This is a genomic window from Robertmurraya phoenicis, assembly GCF_047302285.1.
GTDB lineage: Bacteria > Bacillota > Bacilli > Bacillales > Cytobacillaceae > Robertmurraya.
On record NZ_CP154845.1, the window covers coordinates 3,525,887 to 3,542,946 of the forward strand.

Annotated in this window: 16 protein-coding genes; 9 read left to right on the forward strand and 7 right to left on the reverse strand. The window is 37.5% G+C overall.

The window, feature by feature from the left end:
• Positions 1-117: 117 nt before the first annotated feature.
• A complete protein-coding gene (locus tag AA0X71_RS17545; RefSeq protein ID WP_413356601.1) occupies positions 118-1,011 on the forward strand; it encodes a LysR substrate-binding domain-containing protein in 894 nt (297 codons plus the stop codon).
• Between the two features lie 539 nt (positions 1,012-1,550).
• Complete coding sequence (locus AA0X71_RS17550) at positions 1,551-1,754, forward strand: helix-turn-helix transcriptional regulator (RefSeq protein WP_413356603.1); 204 nt, start codon at positions 1,551-1,553, stop codon at positions 1,752-1,754.
• 63 nt (positions 1,755-1,817) lie between these two features.
• Here the strand turns inward: AA0X71_RS17550 and AA0X71_RS17555 are convergent, their stop codons facing one another.
• Both AA0X71_RS17555 and AA0X71_RS17560 read right to left on the reverse strand, forming a co-directional pair.
• Positions 1,818-3,326, reverse strand: a complete 1,509-nt coding sequence (locus tag AA0X71_RS17555) for a coproporphyrinogen III oxidase (protein WP_413356605.1) — start codon at positions 3,324-3,326, stop codon at positions 1,818-1,820.
• Between the two features lie 186 nt (positions 3,327-3,512).
• Positions 3,513-4,382, reverse strand: coding sequence for a Cof-type HAD-IIB family hydrolase (locus AA0X71_RS17560; protein WP_413356607.1), 870 nt, complete (start codon positions 4,380-4,382; stop codon positions 3,513-3,515).
• A 256-nt stretch (positions 4,383-4,638) separates the two neighbouring features.
• Between AA0X71_RS17560 and AA0X71_RS17565 the strand changes: the two genes are divergently transcribed.
• Complete coding sequence (locus AA0X71_RS17565; protein WP_019153377.1) at positions 4,639-4,842, forward strand: alpha/beta-type small acid-soluble spore protein; 204 nt, start codon at positions 4,639-4,641, stop codon at positions 4,840-4,842.
• A 200-nt stretch (positions 4,843-5,042) separates the two neighbouring features.
• Here AA0X71_RS17565 and AA0X71_RS17570 read toward each other — a convergent pair whose 3' ends face one another.
• Both AA0X71_RS17570 and AA0X71_RS17575 read right to left on the reverse strand, forming a co-directional pair.
• A complete protein-coding gene (locus AA0X71_RS17570) occupies positions 5,043-5,393 on the reverse strand; it encodes a YlbF family regulator (protein ID WP_019153381.1) in 351 nt (116 codons plus the stop codon).
• Positions 5,394-5,563: 170 nt separating this feature from the next.
• Positions 5,564-6,709, reverse strand: coding sequence for a DUF445 domain-containing protein (locus AA0X71_RS17575; protein WP_413356608.1), 1,146 nt, complete (start codon positions 6,707-6,709; stop codon positions 5,564-5,566).
• A 172-nt stretch (positions 6,710-6,881) separates the two neighbouring features.
• Here AA0X71_RS17575 and AA0X71_RS17580 point away from each other — a divergent pair, with 172 nt between their 5' ends.
• The 5 genes from AA0X71_RS17580 (at position 6,882) to AA0X71_RS17600 (ending at position 12,225) form a co-directional block, all read left to right on the forward strand.
• The gene (locus AA0X71_RS17580) at positions 6,882-8,267 is read left to right on the forward strand and encodes a YheC/YheD family protein (protein WP_413356609.1); all 1,386 of its coding nucleotides are present in this window, start codon (positions 6,882-6,884) and stop codon (positions 8,265-8,267) included.
• Between the two features lie 39 nt (positions 8,268-8,306).
• Positions 8,307-9,401: a YheC/YheD family protein gene (locus AA0X71_RS17585; protein WP_413356610.1), complete on the forward strand. Its 1,095-nt coding sequence runs from the start codon at positions 8,307-8,309 to the stop codon at positions 9,399-9,401.
• Positions 9,379-10,743, forward strand: a complete 1,365-nt coding sequence (locus tag AA0X71_RS17590) for a YheC/YheD family protein (RefSeq protein WP_413356611.1) — start codon at positions 9,379-9,381, stop codon at positions 10,741-10,743. Before AA0X71_RS17585 ends, AA0X71_RS17590 begins: the two co-directional genes overlap by 23 nt.
• On the forward strand, positions 10,740-11,930 hold the full coding sequence (locus AA0X71_RS17595) for a YheC/YheD family protein (protein ID WP_413356612.1): 1,191 nt from the start codon (positions 10,740-10,742) through the stop codon (positions 11,928-11,930). Before AA0X71_RS17590 ends, AA0X71_RS17595 begins: the two co-directional genes overlap by 4 nt.
• A gap of 85 nt (positions 11,931-12,015) precedes the next feature.
• The gene (locus AA0X71_RS17600; protein WP_413356613.1) at positions 12,016-12,225 is read left to right on the forward strand and encodes a DUF5342 family protein; all 210 of its coding nucleotides are present in this window, start codon (positions 12,016-12,018) and stop codon (positions 12,223-12,225) included.
• A 15-nt stretch (positions 12,226-12,240) separates the two neighbouring features.
• Here AA0X71_RS17600 and AA0X71_RS17605 read toward each other — a convergent pair whose 3' ends face one another.
• Complete coding sequence (locus AA0X71_RS17605) at positions 12,241-12,483, reverse strand: hypothetical protein (protein ID WP_413356614.1); 243 nt, start codon at positions 12,481-12,483, stop codon at positions 12,241-12,243.
• Positions 12,484-12,770: 287 nt separating this feature from the next.
• On the opposite strand from AA0X71_RS17605, the gene AA0X71_RS17610 reads away from it, so the two are divergent.
• On the forward strand, positions 12,771-12,971 hold the full coding sequence (locus AA0X71_RS17610; protein WP_019153388.1) for an alpha/beta-type small acid-soluble spore protein: 201 nt from the start codon (positions 12,771-12,773) through the stop codon (positions 12,969-12,971).
• A gap of 313 nt (positions 12,972-13,284) precedes the next feature.
• On the opposite strand, the gene AA0X71_RS17615 is transcribed toward AA0X71_RS17610, so the two are convergent.
• Complete coding sequence (locus AA0X71_RS17615) at positions 13,285-15,303, reverse strand: ABC transporter ATP-binding protein (RefSeq protein WP_413356615.1); 2,019 nt, start codon at positions 15,301-15,303, stop codon at positions 13,285-13,287.
• The gene (locus tag AA0X71_RS17620; RefSeq protein ID WP_413356616.1) at positions 15,300-17,060 is read right to left on the reverse strand and encodes an ABC transporter ATP-binding protein; all 1,761 of its coding nucleotides are present in this window, start codon (positions 17,058-17,060) and stop codon (positions 15,300-15,302) included. Before AA0X71_RS17620 ends, AA0X71_RS17615 begins: the two co-directional genes overlap by 4 nt.

Below are 17,060 nucleotides of genomic sequence, written 5' to 3' on the forward strand. Positions count from 1 at the left end.
TTGCATCCCCCTAATAACAATTATTTGATAATTCATACTATACATGCTATTCTGTATTAAAACAATTTGAAAATCTTATACGCTCTATAAGAAAACTTTATAATCCAGGTGATTCCAATGATTGAACGATTAATTGCCTTTTTAGAAGTTGTGAAAACAAGAAATATTTCGAAGGCTGCAGAGAATCTTTTTACATCACAACCTTCCATAAGTATGAAAATCAAATCACTTGAAACTGATTTCAATACCAAACTCTTTCATCGCACGAAAAAATATATGTTGTTAACAGATGAAGGAGAGCATTTTCACAATTATGCAGAATCCATGGTCGGCCTATATAAACAAGCAATGGTCACGATTGGTGAATTTAAAGATTTAGAAAGAGGGACCTTATCTGTATCTTCCGGTGCTTTTTACGGAATTTATTTGCTCCCTGAATTATTAGGAATCTATAAGGAACGGTTTCCAAAGATTGAGATTAATATTGAAATTGTATTTTCTGAAGTAGTCGTTCAAGGGGTTTTGAATAATAAATTTGAGTTAGGCTTTATTGGGGAATTAAATGAGGCAAAGAATCATACAGATCTTGTATGCAATAGTTTTTATAATGATGAATTAATCCTTGTTTTTTCACCCAAAAATAAAAGATTATCTTCTATGAAAGAGGTCCAGTTAGAAGAGCTTTTGACTGAAATGTTTATCATCTCTGATCACACTTCTGCTATGAGGCAACTAGTAGAAAAAGAGTTTTATAAAAATGGTCTTAATCTCCGCAGTATGATCACATTAAGCAATATCGAGTCCATTAAAAATACAGTCATTAATAATCTAGGAATATCCATTCTATCAAAGCTTTCCGTTAAAAAGGAAATAGAACAGGGTATATTAAAAACAATCCCTATCAAAGATCAAGTCTTCAGTAGGAAACTTTTCTACATCTACCGGAACGATAAAACTCTTTCAAACTCTGCAAATGAATTTTTGAAACTGTGTTTGGAGTATTTCTCCTAGGGAAAGCAGTGAGTTGTCCTCTTTCTCTCTCTTTTTCATTCTACTAAATACAAATGAGTATTTATGGATGCTTCAATTTTTTGTTCACGCCAATTTTCATTAGATACTTGATTTAGAATTATAATTTCCCAATGTATTCTCTTCTTAAGGTTTTTTGGGCAAATTCATTTGAATGTGCTGGGTAAAATTTCAATTTCACCTAACTCGGATCGTAATTTTTTCCTCCTCGCCTAATAAATTACCATGTTTTAATCATTTACTGATAAAAGGTATACACCCATATGTGGTTATACACTTCTTTTACTTTAATGACATTTCGGAATTAGGTGATGAGAGAAAAAGAATGATAAAAATAAAAGCCCAATCGTTTACCTTCAAAGTAATGATCATAATGTTGTTTATAGAAGTAGCAAAGGACTTATATTCCTTATTTTGAAAAATTGAACTGTATGAGACGAAACCTGCAATCGGATTGTTAGTAAGTTAGCAGTTATATATTTGGGCTCATTACTTTTTTTAGAAGAAAGTATGGAAATTAAATGGACAATCGAATTCGGATATTAAGAAAATCTCGAAGCCTCTCCCAGGAAGAAGTTGCAAAATTATGTGATGTATCAAGGCAAACGATTAATGCGATTGAAAACAATAAGTATGGTCCTACTCTGCAGCTAGCCTTTCGATTGGCAGATATTCTCGAAGTTAAAGTCGATGAGCTCTTTATCTATAATAAGTCAAACTCATAAATTACATAAAAAACTGCCAACTAAACTCTTTCTTTCTCGAGTTAGATGGCAGTTCTTTCTGAATTATTTAATCACAGTCTTGTTCTTAAAAATCTCATTCAAAATATCGATCTTTTTGATTGTATATTCTTCAAAGCTGTCGTTGTAGGTTTTCGGGTCTTTCGGGTTAGCGAAATGGTTGATTTTCCCATCCGTATCAATAAATTTACTTGCCGCCCCACAGCCGAGTCCGATAATCGTTTGCTGTTCTTCCATAATCATGATGTTATAAATGCTTTCTTGATTTGGCAGAGAGTAGCCAACATTTTCTAGATTTCCTAAAATGTTTTTCTGTCTGTATAAATAGTACGGAGCATAGCCATGTTCCTGCGTCCACTTTTCTCCTAAATCCATCATCTCTACGATTTCTTCTCTACTTGCCACTTTATAGCGCGATTTATTTCTCGTCATTTCAGAAGCTCGTTTGAAGGATAAAGTATGAATTGTTAAGGATTCTGGCATAAGCTTTTCTGTTTCAACAAGTGAATGTTGAAATTCTGGAACTCCCTCACCAGGTAAGCCAATAATTAAATCCATATTGATATTATTCATGCCCATTTGCCGAGCAAGATGGAATTTATCAATCGTTTCCTCTACTGTGTGGTGACGCCCGATCGCTTTTAATGTCTCCTGTGTATATGATTGAGGATTGACACTAATGCGATCAATTTTCCACTTTTTCAGAACTTCCAGCTTTTCTGGAGTAATCGTATCCGGTCTTCCTGCCTCTACCGTTATTTCGCGGATGTTTTCTACATTTGGGAATGAAGTGTACATTTCCTCATAGAGCATATCCATTTCTTCAGCGGTAATACTGGTCGGAGTTCCTCCACCATAATAGACAGTCGTAATCTTGACATTGTTTTCCTGCAACCATTCGCCGATTTTTCTCATTTCAAAATGAAGACCACCAAGGAAAGAGTTGACGGATCCTTGTCTTCCGTTTATCGCATAAGCCGGGAAGGTACAGTACGCACATTTCGTTGGGCAAAACGGAATGCCGATATAAATACTGACTTCTTTTTGCAGCTCATACAAATCTGGAACAACAGCTAATTGGCGGTCAACAATCGCCTGCATCAGTTCAATTTTTTCGTCGGTGATTAAGTACTCGGACTTTAGCTTTCGGTGAGCATCCTCACTAGACATTCCTTGTTGAAGAGATTTATGCAATAATTTCGTCGGCCGTATCCCTGTTAGAATGCCCCACTTTTGCACCATTTTTGTAGCTTCTTGTAATACAGATAAATACACATGGGCTACTGCATTTTTAATAACTTTAAATTGTTCTTTTTCGGAAAGACCATCAGGAATCTCCTTTTTATAAAAAGCTTTAAAGCTTTGATCATTTTGCTTAAGGGTAGCTTGAACTTCTACTTTTCCCCCAACCTTCAAATCAAATTCAATGATGATATTTGGTTCTCCTGTTTCTTCCTCAAGAGAAATGGTCGTTTCTTCAAAAAATAGATTGGCAATTAACTGAAGCGGCCTTCTAAACCGTTCGTCCTTCAGGCCATTTATATGAATATGCAAAGTTTCTCTCTCCTTGTTCTTTCGCATGACAAAATTACTTTTAGTGTACAGAATGAAGACATTTAGGTCAATTGGAAGGTTCTTCACAAACGCTATTTTCCAATTACTTAATTATGCACTAAAAGTGAAAGGAGCCTTCACCAAAGAAAATGGACTGCCTCATTAGCAATCCATTTTCAAGAGAATTTATCGAATGATATTCATCTTACGCAAAAATTCAATCGGCTGTTGTTTGCGGAAGTGCTCCTTCACCATATAGCCGACCCCTTGTTGATTATTAGAGCGGGTAATCCAATCGGCTGCTTTTTTTACTTCAACAGGTGCATTCCACATCGCTACACCAAGTCCCACGGCTTCTATCATTTCAATGTCATCGATCGCGTCTCCGATAGCAACCATCTCACTACGTTTGATTCCTAATTGTTGACCTAAATAAAGCAGTCCAGTGAGTTTTGAAACGCCACGTGGAATGATTTCCATCCGATAATCATTAAGTTTTAAAATATCAACTTCCGTAAACATTCCCTTTATCGCTTTCTCTGTATCATCAAGATCACTTTTTTCTTCAAAATATACTTCTATCTTCGGTGCTGAGATTGGTTCATCGATAATTGTATCGCTTATGGAGTCGACAAATTGGTGAGGGTAATGAAGTGGATCTCCTGAATTTACGACCGTCTTTGCGAGAAGATTATTATTTATTTTTAGTTTATTGGCTAGAGAATATTTTTCATGGACCAGTCTTATTTGACATTGAAATCCTTCTAGAAGTCTCACAATTTCAAATGTAACATCCTCTGAAATTCTTTTTTCCAAAACGGGTTTCTCTAATTCCTTTGCCACATACCCTCCACGATGAGTGACAAGAACTGAATCTTCTAACTTTAATGCTTTAGCTACTTTTTTTGCTGATTGAAAGCTTCTTGAAGTGACCAATGTGACGTAAATCCCCTTATCTCTTACATAATCAACCGCTTCCCTCGTTGATTTATGTAATCTTCCGTTTGATTGTAAAAGTGTGCCATCAATATTCAAAGCTAACAGCCTATATATCACGTGAGTACCCCCCTGTTCATAGATGTCCTTGCCGTCACTTTCGTAAATGGCTACGAAAATGTTACCTAATACACTTTTATGAAAATGGGTGACAAAATAGAACAAGCAAGAAGGATATTTGCCGTCCCCTCCAGAAACTTTTTTATCTTAATGAACAAGAAAAACTTACCACATTTCATCTATGAATAATTAATTTCATTTGATACATAACTAGAAATGTAGCACAAAAAACAAATACACCAAGGAGATGATTAATATGGCAAGAAACAACAGTTCAAACCAGCTTCTAGTATCAGGAGTACAACAAGCAATTGATCAAATGAAATTTGAAATTGCATCAGAATTTGGCGTAAATCTTGGCCCAGAAACATCTTCAAGAGCAAATGGTTCAGTTGGTGGAGAAATTACAAAGCGTCTTGTTCAAATGGCTGAGCAACAGCTTGGTGGCAGCAAATTTTAATTGGATATTGGTGGCATATAAAGGGCGCATGAACATTCATGCGCCTCCTTTAAACACTATTTACTCTTGCCAGCTTATTTTTCAAATAATAATACGATAGAAGAAGCGAATTCGTTTCTGGGATAATATTTCTGTTTTTATTTCCAAATGGGACAAAAGGCATAAAAAAATCCCGCTAAAAAACTAGCGGGGATTAGTCCTTATTGTCCAGCTCCGTAAAGCTCTTCAAGAGGCTTCATGATGATTTGATTTAATTCATTAATAATCACGCTCATACGCTGTTCTGCTTCCATCAGCTTACCAATCACTTCATGTTGCTGTACAAGAGCAACTGTTTTTTGGGCTTGTTCAACCTCATCTTGAGTAATTTCTTCACCCATCATTTGCTTCTGTTGCAATTGTAATTGAATGTTACGGAAATTCTCGAACATGTTTCGAGCTGTTTCATCGGCATTCACAAGGTCATACATTTTCTTTAGATCGCTTAATTCATCACTATTGCGAATCGCTCTTTCTAGCTCATATGCTGCATCATGTAAATTTACTGCCATTTTAAAAAATCCACTCCTTTTTTAGAACTCAAGTCCTATTTCATCCATAGACTTCGACTATGAAATGTCAATCCATACCACTATAACAAACTATGAAAGAAATTGCACATATGTGTGGCTACTGTCGCTCGCTTTTTTCATAAAATTCCGCAGCCATATTTCCTTTTGGATTAACCAATGACAAGAACAAGGATTCCTTGAAGAAGACCGATTGCGCCACCAAGTAATGCTCCTAAATAGGTGATCATTTTCAATTCTCGTCTCGTAATAAGAAGGACCATTTCTTCCAACCTTTCAACCGAAAAGGACTCTACTTGTTCACGCACAACATCAGCCAAGTGTAATTTTTCCAGCATCTCTTCCATTTTGTTTGAAAGCCAGTTTCCAAGCATAAGCACCGCTTGAGGAGCAACATTCTCGATTACTTTATCTCGATAAGGCTCAGCCAAGACAGAAATAGGTGTGGCTAGGATGCGGTCGACACGAATAATCTTCTTAACCGTTCCCTTTATCGTATTTAAGAGCTGCTCTCTTCCGAACTGTTCTTCGATTGTTTCAGCCTGCCATTCTAACACCTTATCCCATTCTTTTCTTAAAAGAGTTGTGACAAGCTCTTCTGTGCCTTCATTATTTAAAAACTTCAATAATTCTTTTTGAATGATTCCAGTTAGGCTCACATTTCCCAAAAACATTTGCATCATGTTTCCGAGCATCCCTCCGCGTCCCTTCACAAAATCATCGACCATTCTTTCAATCCGAAGTTCCCCTTCTACACTAGAGAAATACTCTACACCCTTTTGAAGAATATAGTGACTAATTTGCGGGATTTTCGAGTCCATTTTCTCTAAAAGTTCCTCTGACAATATCGACTTAATAGGAACTTCTCTGTATTTTCCCATGAGCTGGTCATATTTGTTTTCAAGAAAACGTTCAAAATTCTCTTCAATCCATGCTTGCCCATTTTCATATCCAAGCTTTGAAAACAGTTCATCAAGGTTTTCTTCTCTCGATAAAAGTTGTTCCAGCTCCTTTTGAGCCAATTTCGTCATTTCTTGCTGAAAACTTTCATTCATAAACTTCTTTTGAATGCTTTCTGGAGTTAAAAGATGTTCCACGACCATCACTCCGAGCTGAGTGGCTAATTCGTCTCTACGCTTCGGGATGAGTCCTGGAGTAAACGGCACTCTCCAGCTACCAATGTAGATTGGTTTGTATGGGCGAAAGAGCATTTTTATCGCAATGGAGTTTGTAAATCCTCCAATAATCGCTCCAATGACAACCATTAGAAAAATAATTAAAAAAGTATTCATATTCATCAACCTTCCATCCTCTTCTAAAAGGGAGCCCCTTTGCCTAGAATAGGCACAACTCATTGTTTTTTTTCATACGATACTCATAATCAGCTTTTGCCTATATGAAGTAAAAGAACATATATCCAATATTGCTATTATATATGGAGCTACAAAGACGAGCAAATGAGGAATGCTTATGTCATCAACTTCTTATCTTCCTATTACGATCATACCGACAAAAACGTTTCATGATCAGCACAATACTATTTTTTTCAATAGCTCCTTTCTTAAATTTTTGGAAATGGACCCCGGCGAAGAAATCACCCTCTGTATTGGGACTAAATCAAGACTTGTCACTGTTGACACAAAAGCTTTGGAGAAGGATCACATTCTTATCAATGAACAACTACTCTCCGAATTCCCTTTACCACACAAGCGTCTTTCATTTTTAAGCCAATTCAATAAAAAATATCAACGCCTGTTCATAGGTCCCATTTTTGCACTAGTGACAGAAATACATGAAAGTGAGGATCAAGAGCCGAGTTTTCGCTCCATTCATTCATTCGCCGAGGAGCTTCATTATACCGCCGAGATGGCTGGGGGATTATTTTATATTTTTCATATGAAAGATTTCTCACCTGATGAAATAAAAGGCTATTATTACGACGAAGATCGGTGGAAAAAAGGAGAATTTGTCCTGCCTAATGTCATCTACAATCGAATTCATTCTCGAAAATTAGAATCGAGTTCATTTTTTAAAAGGATGATGGAGGAAATGAATCTAAAACAAATTGCTATCTTTAATGAACGCTTCTTATCAAAATGGGAAGTCCACAACCTTTTATTTCAAGAAGCACATTTACATCCATCCCTACCTGAGACAGATTTATATAGGAGCGATAAATTTCCGGCCTTTCTTGAAAAACACAAAACTATTTTTATAAAACCATTAAATGGCAGTCAAGGACGTAATATTTTCAAAGTTTCCCTTAAGAGTCATCATATTATCGTAAAAACCACTTCGGTTAGAGAACATGAACAAATAACTAGTTTTCAGCATATAGAAGAGTTTATAAATTGGTTTCAAAAACGCCAGAAACAGATCCGGTTCATTATGCAACAAGGAATTCCTTTAGCAACGTATGTGAATCGGCCACTTGATTTTAGAGTCCTTTGTCATAAAGATCACAGCGATTCGTGGAGAATGACCTCGATTGTAGCAAGAGTATCAGCTAAATCTGAATTCGTCTCTAATCTGGCTCGTGGTGGAGAAATGATGAAAGCCTCCAAACCTTTAACTCATTTATTTGACCACCAAACGGCTCGATCCCATATATCGTTTATGAAGGAGCTTTCCATAGAGGTTTGTAAAATCATCAGTCAATCCTCAAAAGGAATCGTTGGTGAACTCGGGATTGATATGGGAATTGATTCGAACGGAAGGATTTGGATTATCGAAGTCAATTCAAAGCCTTCGAAAAACATGGAGGAACAGCAAACAAAAATTCGTCCATCGACAAAGGCAATATATGAGTACGGAACAGCACTCGCTTTCCAACATTTAAAAAGGAAAAATGATTAAAGTTAGCACACTAGCAAGCAATGACTGGGGGAAATGAGAATGCCTACTACTCTTGGAATAATGACGTTAAATTTGCAAAATGAACAGGGGTATTTTACCGAAATGGCAAAGCGTGCAAAAAAATTTAATATTGATTGCTTTCGCTTCATCCCATCTAATATCAATCCTCAATCCGAAATGATTCAAGGTGAGGAATTTGACAGTAACCAAGAAGTATGGAAGAAAAAGCTCTTTCCACTTCCAACGATTCTTTACGATCGTTGCTTTTACGGTGATGATTTTCATTCAAAACAATGTAAAGCAATTGTTGATTGGCTAAAAACAAAGAAATCCGTTCAGTTTCTAGGTTACGGATTACCTAATAAACTTAAACTTTACGATGTCTTAACTCGTTCATCATTATCTCCATATTTGCCGAAAACGGTTAAAGTAACTTCCCCAGAAATGGTTCACCGACTCTTACAAACGATGAAAGAAATCATTTTAAAGCCAATTAGTGGTTCGCAAGGAAATGGTATTTATTATATTGAAAAAACAGAGAAATTTTGGATAGTGCGGACAGATAAAACGGAATTTCAGGCTTCACGTTCTTTTTCCGATTCGTCACAGCTTATCCATTGGCTCGAAAGACTCCTTTTAAAAAAAGAATTTATTCTTCAGCCTTATTTACCTTTAATCAATGAGTTTAATCAGCCCTTTGATATCCGTTCCCTTTTACAAAAGGATGAACACGGAGAATGGCTCACTGTTGGAAAAGGCATCCGCATTGGGAAAGTGAATGGCATTATCTCAAATTTAAGTGCTGGAGCATCAGTTGTTGATTTTGACTCTTGGCTAGGATCGATTCCAATTCAAAAAAGGGCATTTATTAAGGAAGAAATTGAAGATATTCTCAAGAATCTCCCACTTATTCTTGAGCAACATTTTCCACCCTTATTTGAACTTGGGGTTGATATAGGTATGGCTGAAGACTACTCTCTGTGGATTCTAGATGTCAACTCAAAACCAGGGCGCAAAGTATTGTTGCAAAGCTTACCTGAATCAAGCGCCTACCTTTATGAAAGCCCCCTACTATACGCAAACACCATAATGAAAAGGAGCAAATCGTCTCATGAGAAAACTTTATCAGATTGAAATCATGAAGGATGCGAAAAACACATTTTACATTCCCGCAGACATTCAAAGAACGAACGTCCAAAGAATCGCTTACGGCACTTTTTCAGTAGAAGTTCGAGGTGTTCGCCATCCTAAGGGTCAGAACAGGTTAGTAATCAGCCAAGACATCGCCACAAAGCTAAAGCTACCTAATCTAAAGACGCCACTACATCTATTTCTACACGATCAAACGATCTATTTAGGACCACTCGTAGGGATCTTTTCATCTGGCTTTACTCCGTTTCCATTAAGACCGATCGGCGAACGTTCCTTGTTTTTTTCAAAGCTACTTTCTGTAGAAAAATTAGTTGGGGCACACGCCTTTGTGTTTGGGGAAGACCATATCAACTGGGAAAACGGAACGATCGAAGGGCTTTTCTATCTAAAAAATGGCTGGGAAAAGATTGAGGTTCCTTTTCCAAATGTGATTTACGACCGACTTCCAAACCGTCGTAGTGAAAAGAAAGCCATCCTCTCAAAAATAAAAGACCGATTACAAAAGGAATACTTAATCCCTTGGTATAACCCGGGCTTCTTTAACAAGATGGATGTATATGAACGCTTGCAACAAGATTCTGCAAGTGCGGTCTATTTACCGGAAACCCATGCTTTCACTTCTTTTTCAATGATTGAAAAAATGCTTGCAGATTATGGTCATGTCTACATTAAACCGATCAATGGAAGTCTTGGACTTGGTATCCACCAAATCATCTTTGACCGTGAGTCCCAAACCTATTACTGTCGTTATCGGGAAAAGAATGGAGAAAACAAGTTAAGGAAATATCAAACTCTTGAAGCCCTATTTAAGCATGTATTTAGAAACCGCAATCTCTCTCATATGCTTGTACAACAAGGAATCCATTCGATACGTGTCGACAAGCGAACCGTAGATTTTCGCATTCATACGAACAAAGACACTGAAGGAAATTGGCAAGTAACAGCCCTTGCTGCCAAGGTAGCTAGTCCTGGAAGTGTGACAACCCACATTAATAATGGTGGCGTTATTAAAACCATTCGAGAAATATTTGATTCACCTGAAAAAGAAAAAGAGGCAGTCAAGAAATTAAAAGAGGCTTGCTTAACACTCAGTCATGCATTAGAGAACTATATGGAAGGAATTATCGGAGAAATTGGTTTTGATATGGGGATTGATCGAGACGGAAATGTCTGGCTTTTCGAAGCGAATTCTAAACCAGGGCGCTCTATATTCAAGCATCCTCATTTAAAAGAGTTTGATCTTTTAACAAGAAGACTCTCTTTAGCCTTTTCGATATTTCTAACAGAACAAGCGATTATGAATCCTGAGGAAGTCTTCAAATGATCGTTTACTATGATGCGAGAACTGAATCCTGGTTTCATACGGTTCAACATCAACGATACACGTTTGGAGCCGAGGAGATCCCTCTTTTATTTCGAGCATCTCCTACTCCTACTTCCATTCCTTTTACGGTTGAAACATATCATCTCAACCTTGGCCCGCTCGTCGGTATTTTAGCGGGCCGGAAAGGGAAGGAATCCATCGTTGGGAATGGGACCCTTTTTAAAAAACTGCAAAAAAACATGGCAGAACATCATGGTATAGCCTTCATTTTCACATTAGAGGATATTGAGAAGAATGGAATAAAAGGTCATGTGTATTTACCCGAGAAAAAGAGCTGGTTCAAGGTTTATAGTCCATTTCCCCATATTATCTACAATCGACTTCCTTTTCGAAAATTGGAACAGTCAGATAAATATCAATCAGCACGCAGGCTCTTTCAAGAAAAAAAGGTCTGTTTTTTTAACCCTTCATTTATAGATAAGCATGAGCTCTATACGGTCTTAAAAAAGGATCCAACATTAGAGAATTGGTTGCCTAGGACCATTCTCGTGGAAGATAAGGAGAGTTTAAAAATCTTCTTGGACAAATATGAACAGATTTATGTAAAACCTGCTAACTCTGCAAAAGGAAAAGGGATTTTCAAAATCCGTAAAGACGCTGCAACGATTGTCGTGACCGAGTATACACGTGAACAGCTCTTTCCAAGCTTTGAAGCATTCTGGACAGAATATGAGAATACCTTTTTAAAGAAAAATTATATTGCACAAGAAGAGATTACTCCTCTTTTATATAAAGGAAATCGGTTTGATTTTCGGATTCTTGCGCATTTCGATGGTCAATCCTACCAGGTTTCAGGTGTGGGAGTTCGTCAATCTGGACAGCAAAATGTAACAACACATGTCCCGAACGGAGGAAGAATACTTGATTTTAATGAGGTAAAAAGAGTCGAAGATGAGCAGTTTATAGAGAACTTGGTCAATCGTTGTGGCGAAATTCTTTCACAGGAATTAGGTTTTTTTGGAGAGTTTTCTATCGATGCGGGGCTAACAGTAACAGGAGATTATGTCCTTTATGAAATAAATTCTAAGCCCATGAGTTTCGATGAAAAACATATTGAGAAAGAAAGAATCAACTCATTAATTGACTTATTTCATCAGCTTTTTAGATCGCAGCTATTTTCGGATTAGAAAACAGCTATTTTTTTTGAGGTCGCAAAGCCTTCCCACATGCTAAAATGATTTTAGGACAATTGTTTAAATGGAGGGTTCCTGCATGATTACACACTTTCAGTACAAGCCTTTATATGATAACCAAGAAATGCCTGGTTGGAGATTTTCGTTCTATTTTAATAAAGAGAAATACTTCGGTGTTTATCAACCAGATGGAACGATAGAATGGACGACCCCGCTTGCTTCAGAAGACAAAGAAATCATCAGCAAACAAGTTCATGAAATTATGACTTTTCATGTTTATGACCATTAGTAAGCGGTTTGTTCTTTACTCCTGAATAAACACCACTTCATCCGTTCCACATTGTGAGCATTTGAGAAGATGGGGACATTGTTCATGATGATAATCATCTGGATAACCATCTTCTAACTTCATTTGGTCAATCGGCATGTATGGACTATAGTCATCATAATAGTCCATTACTCTTCCTGCATCATCTAGCACAGCCCCACATGTACCACATGTTTTTTCTACATTTTGAAACCCATTGCAAATTGGACATACTCCCATTTCAATCCCTCGACTTTCCCTTTTTAGAACATTAGTAACAGCTTATTTATAGTGTGTGTTGTTTTTTCACTTGTATAAGCTAACGATTCGTTCATAGAAAGGAAAAAATTCCCGCAAAAAATGATCGAATAAAACAATTCAAAGATTCCATACTATTAGTAAACACCGCAACACCAATACCATTCACTGGGTTAAAACCAAGTAAAGGTAGCAAGTTAACTTGCTTGCTGGTGCAACTCCAGCTAACCCAACCATTATTCAAAAATCATGAAGGAGAGTGTACATCAATGGCTAACAACAATTCTTCAAATCAACTTTTAGTACCTGGGGTATCTCAAGCACTAGACCAAATGAAGTATGAAATTGCTAACGAGTTTGGTGTAAACTTAGGTGCTGACACTACATCTCGCGCTAACGGTTCTGTTGGTGGAGAAATTACAAAGCGCTTAGTTCAAATGGCTGAGCAACAATTAGGCGGCAGCTTCTAATAATTAGTATGTGCATAGATAGTACAATTCAATAAATATGGCTAAGCCCCCTTCTTCTTGAAGGGGGCTCCACTAATTTTATTTATTTTTCTACATTTGTTAATGCGTTGCCGATGAAGTAAATGAGGATCATCAAACTTGCAATCGCTAATGTGACACTTAGTTCTTCCATCTTCTCTCCCCCTTTTTGCTATGTACTTATTCATTTTTAAAGTAGCACAGCAAAAGGGAGAGGCTCCGTAATATTTCGCACTATTTTGTGTCGATATTTTGTCTTTTTATTGAACATTTTTCAAACAGCCGGTGATTTACATTACCCTGCCTTAGATGATTGACCTTGTTGCAATTGATACATTTGATAATACTTTCCTTCTAACTCCATTAATTCATCATGGGTTCCACGCTCCACGATTTGTCCTTTATCCAACACAATAATTTGGTCAGCATTGCGAATCGTCGATAAACGGTGGGCAATGACAAAAGTCGTTCTTCCTTGCTTCAATACATCCATCGCTTCTTGAATGATCACTTCTGTTTCTGTATCGATACTCGAAGTCGCTTCATCCAATATTAAAATGGCTGGATCAAAGGCAAGTGCACGGGCGAATGAAATGAGTTGCCTCTGTCCACTTGAAAAAGTACTTCCTTTTTCTAGAACAGGTTCATCAAACCCTTGTTCTAAATTCCGAAATACTTTATCTGCCCCAACATCCTTCAAAGCCTTTTCCACTTTTTCTCTTGAAATCGAAGGGTCATCAAGACTGACGTTTGAAGCGATTGTCCCGGTAAATAAATATGGATCTTGGAGGACAATTCCCATATGTTTACGTAGCGTTTGATGGGGAATATCTTGAATATTGATCCCATCTATAGAAATTGAACCTTTTTGACAATCATAAAAACGAAATAGCAAGTTGATGATTGAGCTTTTTCCTGAACCAGTATGACCGACAAGAGCGACAGTTTCTCCCTGTTTCGCCTGAAAATCGATATCCTTTAACACGTATTCGTCTTCCTTATAGCCAAAATAGACATTTTGAAAGGAGACATTCCCTTTATATCTCGGAATCGGTTGATCAGCCACATCGATTCCCTCTTCATCTAAAAGCTTGAAGACCCGTTCACCTGCCACTAGTGCCTGTTCTAAATTAGCAAGCTGATTAACAATACCTTGTACCGGTTGGAAAAGCCGAGTGATATAATCGACAAACGCATAAAGCATCCCTAGCGAAATGACAGAACTCGCACTTAACGCCTCTCCTCCAAAATACCAAATAAAGGCGACAAACACGATATTACGTAGCACACCCGCTAAATTATGTGAGGTTAACGAGTTTAAATTAAGAAGCTTATTTTGGAATGTAAAATGTTCATGGTTCAGCTTTTCAAAGTCATTCTTAATTTCTTTTTGACGATTAAAAGCTTGAATCACATTCATCCCTTGAATCGATTCATTTACCATCCCGTTAATGTCACTGTTCCGGGCACGAATGACGCGGTTATACTTGGAAGCAAACTTGCGATAAAGAATGATCCATGCATATAAAATCGGCATCAGCAGCAAACAAATAAGAGCTAATTTTACATTTAAAATAAACAGGGCTACATAAATACCTGTAATATAAATGATGCTTGTAAAGAAAGTCGAAAGCACGGTTACGTATAACTCTCGAATCGCTTCCGTATCATTCGTAATTCGGGCAACTACTTTTCCAGCTGGGAGGTTGTCAAAATACTGGATTCTCAACCTCTGAATTTGTGCAAAGACATCCTCACGCATTTTTTGAATGATACGATTGGCTGTTTTCTGCAATACATATCGTTGACCATACTGAAAGAAGGCCGCAATAATGAGTAATCCAAAAAAGAAACCTAATAATTTCAACATTCTCGGCACTTCAGGCATGTAAAATCGCAATAGTTCAGCACCACTAATAACCATTGCTTCATAGGTTACACTTTGTGCACCACTTGTTATGGTCAGTACTCCATCCTCAAAGGAACGTCCCCCATCAAATTCAAGATTTCCCTCCACAAAAACAAAGCTCCGATTTACCTGGATAATTCGCGCACTCCCCAGCCTTTCTTCGTTCTCATTAAGGTAATCTTCTCTTTTGTAAAAATGTCCATTGTATTCAACAGTATCTTTTCCACTTTCTGTTTGAATCCAATTTGATTCTATTCCAAGAACATGGTTATCAATTAAATGTTTGGCAATGAAGGGACCAGACAAATCAGTCGCAACAGATACAGTTAGCATTAATAAAGCGGCAATGATCATCTTTTTATAAAGAAGGGCATAGTCCACTAAACGTCTTCCCGTTGTTTTCATGATGATACCACCTCCCCTTCTATTGCTGATTGCACAAGTTGTCTGTCGTGTTGCTCCTTATACCAACCATTTTGCGAAAGTAATTGCTCATGAGTCCCTTCTTCAACGACTTTTCCATCGTCAAAAACAAGGATTCGATCTGCATGCTGAACAGCAGACATTCGGTGCGTACTAATAATCGTCGTTTTGCCAGAACGCTCTCGGCGGATATTTCCAATGATTTTTTGCTCTGTTTTGGCATCAACAGCAGATAATGAATCATCGAGAATTAAAATTTCTGGGTTCTTAATAAGGGCACGGGCAATCGAAATTCTTTGCTTTTGTCCTCCTGATAAGGCAACCCCTTTTTCTCCAACCAATGTATTTAATCCCTCTGGCAACATTTCTAAATCCTTCTTAAAATCAGCTAATTCAATGGCTTTATTTAGTTCTTCTTCGGGTGCTCCTGTTTTTCCAAAAAGAATATTCTCTTTTACAGACTTAGAGAACAGAAAATGATCTTGAGGTACATAACCAATCCATTCTCTTGTATCCTCTAATCTTTGTTTCTCCAGTGAAATTCCTGCTACCGATAGCTCACCTGAACCACTTGGATATTCTCGTAAGAGCTGCTTAATAAACGTCGTTTTCCCACTTCCTGTTTTCCCAACGACACCTAGTGTCTCTCCTCGATTCAAATTCACTTGAACATTGGCAAGGTTTTCTACTTTAGAGGAAGGGTATTGGAACGTAATATCCTTAAAATCGATAGATCCAGGCTCTTTTACTACTGTTGGATCAAGTGGATTCTTCACATCTTGTTCATAAGCCAATGTTTCCTCCACTCGATCTAATGAAGCATTCCCTCTCTGCATCACATTAATTAGTTCCCCGAAGGCAAACATGGGCCAGATCAACATCCCTAAATACACATTAAATGAAACTAGCTGACCTAGTGTAATCGCTTGGTGAAAAACGAGATAGGCTCCATAACCAAGTCCAATAATATAACTCAACCCAACTAAAATATGAATCGTCGGATCAATGAGAGAGTCAATTTTAGCAACCTTTATATTTTTCCGGTAAACATCTTCTGTCATCGTATGGAATCGCTCTTCATCTGCCCGCTCCTGCACATAAGCACGAATAACTCGCACACCTGCGACAGACTCTAACACTCGATCATTTAGTTCTCCAAATGCGTCTTGTGCTTCTGTAAATCTTTTATGAATCCTGTCACCATACACCTTCATCAACCAAGCCATAATCGGTAATGGAAGAATTGCTGCAAGGGTCAACTTCCAACTTACCAAGAAGGCCATCGTACAAAGAATGGTCAGCATGAACACGCTGGAGTCAATGAGGGTCAAAATGCCAAATCCAGCTGTTATGGAAATTGCCTTTAAATCATTGGTTGCTCTCGCCATCAAATCACCCGTCCGATTTTTCTCAAAAAAGGTCGGTGTCATTTTTAATAAATGATTCATAAATCTAGAGCGAAGTTTCCTCTCAACGAGGTAGGCACCACCAAATAGCTGATACATCCAAATATAAGTGACACCGTACGAGACAATGGTGATTAAAACAAAGATCCCAATATATTGAAAAATCTTTTCACTAGTCATACTTCCAACATGCATATCATCAATTGCCATTCCCACTAGTCTTGGTGGCATCACATCTAAAATTCCTACAAAAATGAGTAACGTGATGGCAACTGTGTATCTTTTCCAATTTTCTTTAAAAAACCAGCTTAACTTCTTAAGTATTGAGAACAA

Bases quoted from the DNA above. Each gene is read 5' to 3' on its own strand.
- AA0X71_RS17545 (WP_413356601.1), top strand. From the start codon at position 118: ATGATTGAACGATTAATTGCCTTTTTAGAAGTTGTGAAAACAAGAAAT.
- AA0X71_RS17565 (WP_019153377.1), top strand. From the start codon at position 4,639: ATGGCAAGAAACAACAGTTCAAACCAGCTTCTAGTATCAGGAGTACAA.
- AA0X71_RS17575 (WP_413356608.1), bottom strand. From the start codon at position 6,709: ATGAATATGAATACTTTTTTAATTATTTTTCTAATGGTTGTCATTGGA.
- AA0X71_RS17585 (WP_413356610.1), top strand. From the start codon at position 8,307: ATGCCTACTACTCTTGGAATAATGACGTTAAATTTGCAAAATGAACAG.
- AA0X71_RS17600 (WP_413356613.1), top strand. From the start codon at position 12,016: ATGATTACACACTTTCAGTACAAGCCTTTATATGATAACCAAGAAATG.
- AA0X71_RS17590 (WP_413356611.1), top strand. From the start codon at position 9,379: ATGAGAAAACTTTATCAGATTGAAATCATGAAGGATGCGAAAAACACA.
- AA0X71_RS17605 (WP_413356614.1), bottom strand. From the start codon at position 12,483: ATGGGAGTATGTCCAATTTGCAATGGGTTTCAAAATGTAGAAAAAACA.
- AA0X71_RS17615 (WP_413356615.1), bottom strand. From the start codon at position 15,303: ATGAAAACAACGGGAAGACGTTTAGTGGACTATGCCCTTCTTTATAAA.
- AA0X71_RS17570 (WP_019153381.1), bottom strand. From the start codon at position 5,393: ATGGCAGTAAATTTACATGATGCAGCATATGAGCTAGAAAGAGCGATT.
- AA0X71_RS17595 (WP_413356612.1), top strand. From the start codon at position 10,740: ATGATCGTTTACTATGATGCGAGAACTGAATCCTGGTTTCATACGGTT.
- AA0X71_RS17610 (WP_019153388.1), top strand. From the start codon at position 12,771: ATGGCTAACAACAATTCTTCAAATCAACTTTTAGTACCTGGGGTATCT.
- AA0X71_RS17580 (WP_413356609.1), top strand. From the start codon at position 6,882: ATGTCATCAACTTCTTATCTTCCTATTACGATCATACCGACAAAAACG.
- AA0X71_RS17550 (WP_413356603.1), top strand. From the start codon at position 1,551: ATGGACAATCGAATTCGGATATTAAGAAAATCTCGAAGCCTCTCCCAG.